Here is a 12,504-nt window from a genome sequence, read left to right as displayed (position 1 = left end):
GCGAAGCTAATTCCACTTCAGACTAAAATATGGTGGATTTTTACAATGAACATTAGTACTACATTGTCATTTCAAAAAGGGGTGTTTTTATGAGGCAGGGTAAAAGTTGGTTAATGATTGTTTTAATGATTGCGATATGCTTAATCGTTAGTGCTTGTTCGAGTGGTAGTAAATCATCACAAACTACAGGGGAAAAAACGACAAAACCACAGGAAATTACAGTAAGGGTAAACGATGACCCAGACTTCTTAGATCCACATAAAGCAACTGCTTCGATCTCGTTCCAAATGTTATTAAATATGTTTGAAGGATTAATGGCACCAGAAACAGATGGTTCATTGAAACCAGCTATTGCAGAAAGTTACGAGCTATCAAAAGATGGTTTAACTTACACATTTAAAATTAGACAAGGCATAAAATTCCACAACGGTGAAGCATTAAAAGTAGATGATATTTTATATTCATTTGATCGCTTGATGGGGAAAAATGGAGAAAAACCTTTATCATCAAACTTTAAAAATGTGGATTCTATCACTGCACCTGATAATCAAACCGTTGTCATCAAATTGAAAGAACCAAATTCGAACTTTTTATATTCTTTAACAGCTTTACAATCAGCAATTTTACCGAAAAGTAATGATGGTAAACACAATGAAAATCCAATTGGAACAGGTCCATTTAAATATGTAAAATATAGTCCTGGTGCGAATTTAGTCCTTGCAAAAAATCCAGATTACTGGAAAAAAGGTTTGCCGTATTTGGATAAAGTAACATTTGCATTCCAATCAGATGACCAAGCAGCTGTAATGAGTCTATTATCCAACGAAGTAGATTTAACATCAGTTCCAGGTCACCGTCTTCCAGAAGTAGAAAAAAACTATAATGTATCACATCAAAATAATAACTCTTCATTAATCATCACATTCAATGAAGATCGAAAACCATTTAATGATCTAAAAGTAAGACAGGCTATTAATATTGCAATCAATAAACAAGATATCATTGATTCAGTATTTTCAGGATATGCAACACGTACAGGTTCAAATATGAGTCCTGCAATGGGAGATTACTATAAAGATGGATTACAAAATGTATATGATCAAGATATTGAGAAAGCGAAGAATCTATTAAAAGAAGCAGGGTATCCAAATGGTTTCAAAACAACTATCACTGTTTCTTCTCACAATCAAATGTATACAAATATTGCTCAAATTGCAGTTGAAAATTTAAAGAAGATTGGTATTGATGTGAAAATCAATGTTGTAGAATGGAGTATTTGGCTAGAAAAAGTGTATTTTGGTAGAGATTACGATATGACGACGATTGATTTAACGGGTAGACCATCCGCATACGAAATATTGAATGATTATATTTCTACAAATGACGGAGAAAACTTCTTTAGATTTAAAAACAAAGAATACGATAAAGTGATGACGGATGTACTAAAAGAACCAGATACGAAAAAGCAAATTGAATTATATCAACGTGCACAAGAAATCCTAACGGAACAATCTCCTGCAGTTTATATTGCGGATTATCAAATTTTATGGGGTTCCAATAAAAAAGTATCTGGATTAAAGAGCTATCCGTTCTGGTTCCATGATATGTCTGAAGTGAAAATTTCTAATTAGAAGGGAAGAAGTGTATGGTCTATATCATCCGTAGATTCCTGTTACTATTTGTAACAGTCGTTATAGTATCCCTTATTACCTTCGCTGTTTTTCAAATATTACCTGGAGACCCGATACGTACAATGTTAGGAACTGAAGCGGATGAAACCCAAGTTGAGACTTTACGTGCTGAGCTTGGGTTAGATAGACCCCTTTATGAACAATACATCGATTGGGTAAAAGGCTTATTTACTGGCGATTTAGGTAATTCCATACGTTTTTCAATGCCCGTAAAAGATTTAATGATGGCAAGATTACCTGTAACCTTATCGATTGCTGCAATTTCATTATTGATTGTCATCATCGTGTCCATTCCTCTTGGGATTTTTGCAGCAAAAAGACAAAACAAATTGAGCGATGTAGTTCTTTCATCAGCAACTCAAGTAGGTATGGCGATCCCATCATTTTGGCTAGGGATGATCCTCATTCTTTATATAGGTATGAATTTTGATTTCTTTTCAATTAATGGTTACGTTCCATGGTCTGAAAGTATATCGGGCGCATTAGGTGCATTGATCTTGCCGGCTCTGACGATTGCGATTCCACAAATTGCAGTAAAGTTCCGATATGTACGGACTGCCATTTTAGAACAATTGCGATTAGATTACGTGCGAACAGTGCGGAGTAAGGGGATTTCAGAAAGAGTTGTGATGTATAAGCACATATTAAGGAATTCAATGATTCCTATTTTAACAGTTCTTGGTATCATCACGGCTGAAGTGGTTGCGGGAACTATAATTGTTGAGCAAGTTTTCTCATTACCAGGAATTGGCCAGCTCTTAATCACATCTATAAGTAATCGTGATTTTCCATTAGTTCAAGGAATTGTAATGTATATAACAGTTGCCGTTGTTTTGATTAACTTCTTAGTAGATATTTTATATTCTGTACTTGATCCAAGAATCCGATTAAATTAGGGAGGGATAGTATGAAGAAACTATCAAGCTATGCAAAACATATTAATTTAATTACTGGCCTCCTGATTCTGTCGGCTCTGTTAATCATGATGATTGTTAGCTTTTTTTATACACCCTACGATGTGAATCAGATGAATATTGCAAATAAACTACAAAATCCAAGTAGTCAGCATTTGTTTGGAACAGATGAATTTGGACGAGACATTTTTAGTCGGATTATGAAGGGAACACAAACTGCATTCTTAGTGGGGATATTAACGGTTAGTATTGGATTAGTGTTTGGTACATTAATAGGTGGCATTGCAGGGTATGTAGGAGGATGGATTGATGAGCTATTTATGCGAATTATGGATGCATTAATGGCATTCCCAGGTATAATATTAGCTTTAATGTTAGTAGCAGTATTTGGACCAGGAATTCTTAACACTTCTCTAGCGCTCGGTGTCATAGCTATTCCGAGTATTGCTCGCATAGCCCGAAGTGGATTTGTTCAGCATAAAGGTTCCGAATATGTTCTTGCTGCAAAGTTAATTGGTGTAAGTCCTTTGAAAATTATGTTTCGTCACATTCTACCCAATGTATCGTCTCAATTAATTGTTGCAGCATCTATTGCATTTGCAGTAGCGATGTTGGCAGAAGCAGCACTTAGTTACTTAGGGTTAGGTGTACAGCCACCAGATCCAAGTTGGGGACGAATGTTAAAGGATTCGCAAGCATATTTAATCAGTTCACCATGGTACACATATGCACCGGGATTTGCCATTACGTTGATGGTATTAGGATTATATATGCTAAGCAATGCGATACGAGATATACTGGATCCACGCTCAAATTAATAAAAAAACGGTTTTCTTTATGCAAAGAAAACCGTTTTTTCTTCTATAAATGTAGGGGTGGAAATAAGTTTATAAGCTTTAATCGCAACTTCCAGTGCAAGACGATTAGAAGGTTCCATAAAATTTTTGCCGAGGAGTGTTTCTAGTTTTTCTAATCGATTATATAAGGTTTGGCGAACAATAAAAAGGCGTTCAGCCGTTTCATTTTTTACACCGTTACATTCTAAATAGACGGAGAGTGTATTAAATAGATCATTGTCATGTTTTTGATCATGATTTAAGACCTCTTTCAAATAATCATTTACATAATCATGTAATTGCACATTATTTTTTAATAATAGCAACAATCTATTTACACCAAGATCTTGATAAAAATAACTTGTACATATTTTCTGTTCTTGCAAATGAAGTACTTCATTTGCTTCCAAATAACCGTCCTTAACATGCAAGATATCATTGTATGCTCGACTAATACCAAACGAACAGGCTGCACCATCTAGATAACCGCCTTGTTTCGTGGCCTCAATACGTTCAATTACTTGAGTAAATCTACTGGTATCATTTTGTAACTGTCCTGCTGCCTGAAACGATGCAATGACTGTGATTGCAGTTCTAGTTGAAGATACTGCAGGGAAGAAACCAAGTCGCTTAAAAATAGAGCGAATAAACATAGTACGTTGGAGTTTAATTTCTTCCCATTCTTCCTCGTTAAAAGTACTTTTTGGAAAACGTAACTTGATGATGAAAATTCTATAATACATATGACGTGTTAGAGAAGGCAAATACGTTTGGACATCTTCTGGATCGTATTCAAGCCCTTTGACTAAATTCTGAATTAGTTCATCTTCTTTGTTTTGTTTTCTTTCTTGTATAGTTCGATTACGAGAGAGAATTTGTGCGATGGCAAGAGCTGCACGGTCTAGAATTAAATAGACAAAATCGTTTAATACGGTTTGATTCATCTGTAAGCACAAAAATCCCCATATTTGACCAAGGCCTTTAATGGGTATTAATACAAATGTTTCATTTGAAATGGTAATTACTTTACTTTTATCGTTAGTTGACAATGAATAATCTAAGTAATTTTGAATTGTAGCTTCGATATCTTTCATTTTTGATGGGACGTAATAAGACTTCGAATCATCTGATGCGAATAATACTCCTGTATTAAAATAACGATGAAGTTCTTGAAGAATTTTCAAAATTCCATTTGGTGTTAAGGAGTAGTCGATAAATTTTTTGGAGAGTAAGTCTAGTTGAAAGAGCAATTGATGATGGTGATTGATAAAGAATGTATGTAAGTCTTGGGTGATGTCTACGAATTTAACCATATTTTCAAAGATAATAATTGGAAAGTCATGTTCTTCTGCTAGATTGACCCACTCAATCGGTATTTCACGAAAATAAGTGCCTAATTCTATACAAATACATGCTGCGTGTTTATCAATTAAATTTTGTAAGTAATGAAGTTTTGACTCTAAATCTAATTGTAGACCAACGCCGGTCATTAGAATAAGTTCATCACCATTTATAAGCGATTCTAATTCATTTACCTCTAGTATGTGTGACCATTTAACTTGTCTATTCAAACCATTAAAACCAGCTATCACTTTCGCGGATTTAAAAGAATTACGTTGTAAAATATCTCTAACTGTTAAATGATAATCAATCATATAATCACCTCTTTTTATAAAAATGGAAAGAAGTTGAATAGTAATAGTATTGCATATTCAAATTATGCAGTTTATTAAATTTTACGTCAATCATATTTTCAGAATATTACGTTAAAAATAAAGGATAAATTGATCGTTAAGTAGAAAATTATGTCGAATTTTATTTTAATAACACAGGGGATATCCAAATAGAAACTAAAACAACAGTTTACTGTTTGCTGCCTCTCATATCAGCATTGTAATCTTCGTAGCAGAAATCATTTTACTTTCAGAAATTCAATACATGCTTTCAAATCTTCTTTTAGAATGGATACAATGTAACCGTTTTATATAGCTTGAATATGTTGTAGATAAGCAGCATGATTGCTAGATAATTCTAAGCTAACATAGGTAATTAGTTATAAGGATAATTGCTGCTCTTTCATGCGAGGAGGTGAGAACTATGGATATTCTTGTGTGGACTTTGCAAGGTATTTTAGTTTTATTTTTTCTAAATGCAGGTCTTGGTAAAATTGTTGGTTCCAAATTGCATCAAGAAACATTTCGTCATTTGAAATTACCTCAATGGTTCAGATTTTTCACTGGACTAGTGGAGACAGTATCAGCTGTATTGTTAATATTTGGCTATTGGTATTATGAATTTGTTTTCTGGGGTGCCTTATTGGTTACTGCAGTTGGAATTGGTGGTGTGATTTCACATATCCGTGTGAAAGATTCATTTAAGGTTTTATTGCCGATTGCAGTTTTAGGGGTGTTGGGGTTAGTTTTAGCAAGTCTTTCATTCTAGAAAAAATAATTAATAATAACTAACCAGGTCCTATATCTTGAAAAATAGGATAGGTAGTTGATAATAATAAAAACACGCCTTAATACGCAAACATAAGCGTTTTAAGGCGTGTTTTGTTTTTTAAAAATCGGTTTGGTTTTTTAATTGTGCTATGAATTCAGCTGGTTGATCAATACGAATTGCAACGTGATTGTAATTTTTTCGAATACCTAAATAGAAGATTCCTTCAACTGGTTTCTTAAGTGTTAGTAATACATTTGGGTAAACTTTTTCAAAGTCACGGACTATAAATTCAAGTGTATCTATTGAAGGTTTCTTTTGTAGGATAGATTCATTTACTATAATGTCTTCTATCAATTCATAGGGAATTTCGACACGTTTCAAAATTCCTGCAGAAATTAGTAGCGAACTTTTGTGGAAGGTTACAGGATTTAACCTCATCGCTTGCAAATCACCTAAAAAGAAGAAAACAGAATAGACATTGAAAATAAGTAATACGATTGATAAGGTAATAGATTTATCGTGAAGCCACCAATGAATTCCAAGAGTTTCAATAACAATGGCATGAATCATCATTATTTGAAAAGCAATGTAACTTGAATTTTTATAAAGTGTAAATCCTTCATGTGGTTTTTTTCGCCAACTGAACAGAGCGTAATAAAACATCAATGCTTCTGAACAGATGATATGAACGAGTCTGTGTGATTTTACATGTTGATCCACTGATTGTGGAAACGCAAAGACAGTTGGATATAGACTTTCTTTTGTTGTGCGAATAATTTTGGGCATGTAAAACACAAGTGAAATAATTAAAGAAATTTCAAGTAAAAAAAGTGCAGCTTCAATAGCAAAACCTAGCCATGTAAATGCTACAAAAGGCTTCAGATGTTCCATTGGAATAATAAAACGAGCTGCAATGCATCCTGTAGCAGCAAGAAGAACTAATTTTTTTACTGTGAACTTTTTTTGATACAACAGAATAGTTAGGGGAACCATTATGATAAAGTCAACGAGCGAACCTAAAACAACACCATTTGTAATTTCAGGTAAATTCGATATGCCAAATGATGTATGATATAAAGCTAAATTTGACGTAATTATGAGTAATCCAAAGACAAGCCATAGAAATCTTTTTGACTTCTTTTTTGCAACCATGTGAACAATCCTCCTTCAATGTAAAGTACTCTGTGGTTATAAGTTAGGTTAGTTTAATTTTACAATATAAGGATAAATATTTAAATTACTTAAAATGATGGAACTTGGAAACTAGTTCAATGTGATGTTCCATTCTAATAATAATGGCTTATATAACGATTAATATGATAATAAGTGCAACTTAATTAACATAATTTTAGTTATTGAAAGGAATGAAAACATGCTGGTTCTAATTTTCGATCTGAACGAGCAGCGTTGTTCAAATTTCTGAAATAAATTCTACACATTTTGTTCACAAATCAGACATAATAATGTAAAATATAATCAACGAAACATTATTCTTTGATGTGGATTTGAGAGCAACGCTAATTCATATTTTTGCGTAATAAGAGAAAAATAATTTTTTTGTTTTCAAAATAAATGGTGCATTAAGTAAAAATAACTAAACTGAAAAGGAAGTTATGAAAATGATTAAATTTTTAATGGCTACGATTATTTTTATTGTATTAGGCAATTTGGTTAATACGACATTACCAATACAGTATTCGATGTTAATGTTGATTGCTGTACCTGCGTTATATTTCGTTATTTATCATAAAATCTTTAATATTAGATTAGTAAGAGCCTAAGAAATAAGTGAGCGTTTTCTTGAGTTAATCGAGAAAACGCTTGCTTTTTTTATTTGATATTAATTAGTTAATCAAAACTACATTGGAAAAAAACAGAGACTAATTGCAGATTATTTTCAATTTTTCCTATTGATAATTTGGTTATTAGTTGATATTATGATTGAGTTATGAATTTTGGAAAGCTGATATACAAATTATCGGGGTTTTCCAAGCAGATGATTTTGACCATTTTCCTTTTGGAAAGTTAAGGCAACGGTGTGCCGGGTCAAATGCCGATTGGCAACTTTTTCGTTGCCTTATTGATTGAGTTAGAAGCTCAAATTTTATAAGTTGGTTACTTTACAACCAGTGCAAACGCACATCAACTTGTGAAACGGTCAATAAGAGTGGTAAAAGTAATTGTTTGCTATATAGACTCTGATCCTAAAATGATATATTTGAATAGTAAAGAGCTTTCAGCCGTAAAATCATGATATTTTATGGTTAAAGGATACATATGTAATAAAACATGTACATTTTCTTTCTATTTGTTCTTTATATCAAAAGCAAGTGATGCGCTTTATGCGTTATGCACTTGCTTTTTTTATTGGAAAGCGAAAAAATCCCATTAAACTAAGTAAAGAACTGAAATGACAAAATTTACCTAATGGGATTAGCGTGAAAAGCCGAATTGAATTGTTTTTTGGTGTGTCAATGAATGTTTTCTTGGAAAGAATTAATCTGGAGCAACTTTGATTGCTGAGAAGAAACCAAGAAATGCTTTGTAAAATATATATTGTTAGGAGCGATAATGATGGGAAAAGCACTTATTATTGGTTGTGGAGGAGTGGCTTCTGTTGCCATTCATAAAGCTGTTCAAAACAGTGAAGTATTCGAAGAAATTTGTATTGCTAGCCGTACAAAATCAAAATGTGATGCGTTAAAAGAAAAGTTAGATGGACAAGGTACTAAAATTACAACTGCACAAGTTGATGCAGATAACGTAGATGAATTAATCGCGTTAATTGAAGAAGTAAAACCAGATATCGTAATGAACTTGGCATTACCATATCAAGATTTAACAATCATGGATGCTTGTCTAGCTACAAAAACAAACTATTTAGACACTGCAAACTATGAACCAGAAGATACTGCAAAATTTGAATATAGCTGGCAATGGGCTTACCGTGAAAAATTTGAAGAAGCTGGTATTACAGCACTTTTAGGTAGCGGTTTTGACCCAGGCGTAACAAGTGTATTTTCTGCTTATGCTCTAAAACATGAATTTGATGAAATTGAATACATTGATATTCTTGACTGTAATGCAGGTGACCATGGATATCCATTTGCTACAAACTTCAACCCAGAAATCAATATCCGCGAAGTTTCAGCAAATGGTAGCTATTGGGAAAATGGTGAATGGGTAGAAACTGAACCAATGGAAATCAAACGTCAGTATAACTTCCCAGAAGTTGGCGAAAAAGATATGTACTTATTGCACCATGAAGAAATCGAATCTCTTGCTTTAAATATTCCTGGAATTAAACGAATTCGTTTCTTCATGACATTTGGTGAAAGCTATCTAACTCACTTAAAATGTCTTGAAAATGTTGGTATGACTTCTATTGAACCAATTGAATTTGATGGTAAACAAATTATTCCACTTCAATTCTTAAAAGCTGTACTACCAGATCCTGCTTCACTTGGTCCACGCACAAAAGGTAAAACAAACATCGGCTGTATCTTCCGTGGTAAAAAAGACGGAAAAGATAAAACTTATTATGTTTACAATGTATGTGACCATGAAGAATGCTATAAAGAAGTTGGCTCACAAGCCGTTTCTTACACTACAGGTGTACCTGCAATGATTGGTGCTATGATGTTAATGACAGGAACTTGGGATAAAAAAGGCGTTTACAATATTGAAGAATTCGATCCAGATCCATTCATGGATGCATTAAACAAATGGGGACTTCCTTGGAAAGAAAGCTTCGATCCGGAGTTAGTAGACTAAGATGAAGTTTAGTGAAATCCCAACTCCAAGTTTTGTAGTAGATGAATCATTACTTGAGAAGAATCTCCAAATTCTAAAAGGTGTTATGGATCGAACAGGATGCAAGATTCTACTCGCTCAAAAAGCATTTTCAATGTATGAAATGTATCCTATGATTGGTGAGTATTTGAGTGGTACTGCAGGTAGTGGTTTATACGAAGCAAAGCTTGGATATGAAGAAATGGGTAAAGAAAATCATGTCTTTTCACCAGCTTATCGTGAAGATGAAATCGACGAGATTATCGAATTAAGTGATCATATCGTTTTCAATTCCTTTTCTCAGGTCGAAAAGTATCGCGATAAAGTGTTAAGTGCTGGGAAAAGTATTGGCTTACGCATTAATCCTGAGTGCTCTACACAAGAAGGTCATGAAATTTATGATCCATGTGCCATTGGTTCTCGATTTGGTGTGACATTAAGTCAATTCCGTCCTGAATTACTTGAGGGTGTTTCAGGATTTCATTTCCATACACTTTGTGAACAAAATTCTGATGATTTAGCAACGACGCTTGACGCGATTGAAGAAAAGTTCGGACCATGGCTTTCTCAAATGGAATGGATTAACTTTGGTGGCGGTCATCATGTTACAAGGGAAGATTACGATATTTCTTTACTGGAAGAATGTATTACAAGAATCCAAAAAAAATATGATGTAGAAGTTTATCTAGAACCTGGCGAAGCAATTGCATTGAATGCTGGTGTCCTAGTAACTTCAGTACTTGATACACTGAAAAATGGTATCGATATTGCAATCGTGGATACTTCCGCTTGCTGCCATATGCCAGATGTATTAGAGATGCCTTATCGTCCACCTCTATTCGGTTCAGGAGAAAAAGGGGAAAAACCATATTCGTATCGTCTTGGTGGTCCAACTTGTCTAACAGGCGATATCATTGGAGATTATTCCTTTGATCAACCATTGAAAAATGGCGACCGTCTCGTATTTGGTGACATGGCGATTTATACAATGGTAAAAACAAATACGTTCAACGGAATGGCGCTACCGAATCTTATGATAAAAGATAAAAATGGAGATTGCCGTATTCTTCATCAATTTAATTATGATGATTTTAAAGGTAGACTTTCATAGAATGAATAAAAGAGTTAACGAAAATTATTTTTCGTTAACTCTTTTTTGCATCATATATGGATAAGTAATAACCATGTTTTAAAAAGAGTAAGTGAAAAATATAGATTTTTGAATGCAAAAAAACTAGAGTATAAAAATACTCTAGTTTTTACTTAATTCATCATGCATTATTTTAATCGTTTTCTTCAATCAATTGAAGATTGAATGACTATTATCCACGGTCAAACATACCAATTACTTCTTTTGTCTCCGTAATATTGACAAAAGCGCGAGGATCCACTTCATGAATGATATTTTTAACATCTGAAAGTTGATAGCGTGTAATGACTGTAATTAGAACTTTTCTGTTTTCTCCAGTATATGCACCTTCGCCGTCCATAATTGTAATACCTCGATAGAGAGTTGAAAGAAGCTGCTTCTTCATATCATCACCTTTAGAAGTAATAATCATAAGTGTTAGTTTGATGTGATTTGTATGAACCATATCAATCGCTTTGCCAGATGCGTAGATGGATACTAACGTAAGTAAAGCAGCATCCCAGCTAAATACAAAACCTGAGATCAAAACAACAACAGCATTCATACAAGAAATTATAGCACCAAGTGGAAAATCTCTTTTTTTTGCTAACAACATAGCAATAATATCGAATCCGCCGGAAGATCCTGAGGCACGGAAGATAATCCCAACGCCAACACCTGCTAGAACCCCACCAAAAAGCGACCCTAAAATAGGTTCATCTGACATATCGTAAACAGGAATTACATATAGACTTACTGACATTACAACAACTGACAAAATCGTGTAACCAATAAATCTTTTTCCTAATTTCAATAATCCTATTATAAGTAAAGGTAGGTTTAATAAGAAGTTTAACAAACCTGTATTTAAAGGAGTGACAATACCAAGTATTATTGCAATACCACTTAATCCACCACTTAGAATTTTATGCGGTATTAGAAAAAAATTAAAAGCAAACCCAATTAAAACAGAACCAATTATGATAGTAATTATATTGCGCATATTTACTCTCCCAACTAATATCCCTTTGTCCGCAGTTATTTGTCATAAATTGCATTTCAATTCTTCATAAAAATATAATTTTATTATAATGGAATTTTGTTCATAAAAAGTTTAAAAAGTTTTTTCTGAAAAAAACAAAAATTCACTCTTAAGCATCAGGGCTATAAGATGTTGGTAAAAAAATCATGATAAAGAAAGTTATTATTTCCTATTCGAATCAATTTGATAAATCCATTTAAGTTTATTAAAACGAACATTTAAACATATTAACATTCAATGTTCAGAATTGGTTATTTCGCTACAGACAGGCGCTTTCCGCGGGCAAGCATCAAGCCTCCTCCTCACTTCGTTCGTGTGGGGTCTTGATTTGCTTGCTTTTCCCGCAGGAGTCGCCTGTCTTTCGCTCAATTGATAACTAGGATATGGCATGAATCACGGTATATCTATGAATCAATTTCATAAAATCTATTTTCGGTTATTAAATACGAACATTTAAACACATTAACTTTTCAATATTCATTATTCAGATTTGGCTTTTTGCTACAAGTGGCACTTTCCATGGGGGTGGCTTTATACTCCTTGTTGAAGTCTGGCGCTTTGCTAGCTTCGACTTTGTAGATCTACGATGAGGTCACTGAAAAGTAAAAATGGATGAAAGATTATATAAAAATTTTGTATAGCTATTTTTGTTGAT

At 33.5% G+C, this 12,504-nt stretch carries 9 protein-coding genes; 6 read left to right on the top strand and 3 right to left on the bottom strand.

Translation table 11 applies throughout. The features are described from left to right. The first annotated feature begins 89 nt into the window (after positions 1 to 89). Genes ABE048_RS12560 through ABE048_RS12550 form a run of 3 tightly spaced genes read left to right on the top strand, consistent with a single transcriptional unit; the run spans position 90 to position 3,423 of the window. On the top strand, positions 90 to 1,631 hold the full coding sequence (locus tag ABE048_RS12560; RefSeq protein ID WP_430311621.1) for an ABC transporter substrate-binding protein: 1,542 nt from the start codon (positions 90 to 92) through the stop codon (positions 1,629 to 1,631). 14 nt (positions 1,632 to 1,645) lie between these two features. Further along, positions 1,646 to 2,587, top strand: a complete 942-nt coding sequence (locus ABE048_RS12555; RefSeq protein ID WP_430311620.1) for an ABC transporter permease — start codon at positions 1,646 to 1,648, stop codon at positions 2,585 to 2,587. 11 nt (positions 2,588 to 2,598) lie between these two features. Further along, entirely contained in the window at positions 2,599 to 3,423 is an 825-nt protein-coding gene (locus tag ABE048_RS12550) for an ABC transporter permease (protein ID WP_430311619.1), read from the top strand. Between the two features lie 17 nt (positions 3,424 to 3,440). Here ABE048_RS12550 and ABE048_RS12545 read toward each other — a convergent pair whose 3' ends face one another. Further along, positions 3,441 to 5,096 carry a PucR family transcriptional regulator gene (locus ABE048_RS12545; RefSeq protein WP_430311618.1) on the bottom strand — a complete coding sequence of 552 codons (1,656 nt, stop codon included), beginning with the start codon at positions 5,094 to 5,096 and terminating at the stop codon, positions 3,441 to 3,443. A 442-nt stretch (positions 5,097 to 5,538) separates the two neighbouring features. Here ABE048_RS12545 and ABE048_RS12540 point away from each other — a divergent pair, with 442 nt between their 5' ends. Further along, on the top strand, positions 5,539 to 5,883 hold the full coding sequence (locus tag ABE048_RS12540) for a DoxX family protein (protein WP_430311617.1): 345 nt from the start codon (positions 5,539 to 5,541) through the stop codon (positions 5,881 to 5,883). 120 nt (positions 5,884 to 6,003) lie between these two features. On the opposite strand, the gene ABE048_RS12535 is transcribed toward ABE048_RS12540, so the two are convergent. Then, positions 6,004 to 7,038: a beta-carotene 15,15'-monooxygenase gene (locus ABE048_RS12535; protein WP_430311616.1), complete on the bottom strand. Its 1,035-nt coding sequence runs from the start codon at positions 7,036 to 7,038 to the stop codon at positions 6,004 to 6,006. A gap of 1,422 nt (positions 7,039 to 8,460) precedes the next feature. On the opposite strand from ABE048_RS12535, the gene ABE048_RS12530 reads away from it, so the two are divergent. Together ABE048_RS12530 and nspC are read left to right on the top strand one after the other, a co-directional pair. Continuing rightward, positions 8,461 to 9,660 (top strand): saccharopine dehydrogenase family protein, encoded by a 1,200-nt coding sequence (locus ABE048_RS12530; protein ID WP_430311615.1) that lies wholly within the window; start codon positions 8,461 to 8,463, stop codon positions 9,658 to 9,660. Position 9,661: 1 nt separating this feature from the next. Continuing rightward, positions 9,662 to 10,789: a carboxynorspermidine decarboxylase gene (nspC, locus tag ABE048_RS12525; RefSeq protein ID WP_430311614.1), complete on the top strand. Its 1,128-nt coding sequence runs from the start codon at positions 9,662 to 9,664 to the stop codon at positions 10,787 to 10,789. A 211-nt stretch (positions 10,790 to 11,000) separates the two neighbouring features. On the opposite strand, the gene ABE048_RS12520 is transcribed toward nspC, so the two are convergent. Next, complete coding sequence (locus ABE048_RS12520; protein WP_430311613.1) at positions 11,001 to 11,810, bottom strand: YitT family protein; 810 nt, start codon at positions 11,808 to 11,810, stop codon at positions 11,001 to 11,003. Between the last annotated feature and the right edge of the window lie 694 nt (positions 11,811 to 12,504).

Origin of the sequence: Rummeliibacillus pycnus, assembly GCF_050459865.1 — a bacterium.
GTDB classification, from domain to species: Bacteria; Bacillota; Bacilli; order Bacillales_A; family Planococcaceae; genus Rummeliibacillus; species Rummeliibacillus pycnus_B.
This window is presented reverse-complemented; position numbering and strand designations above follow the sequence as displayed.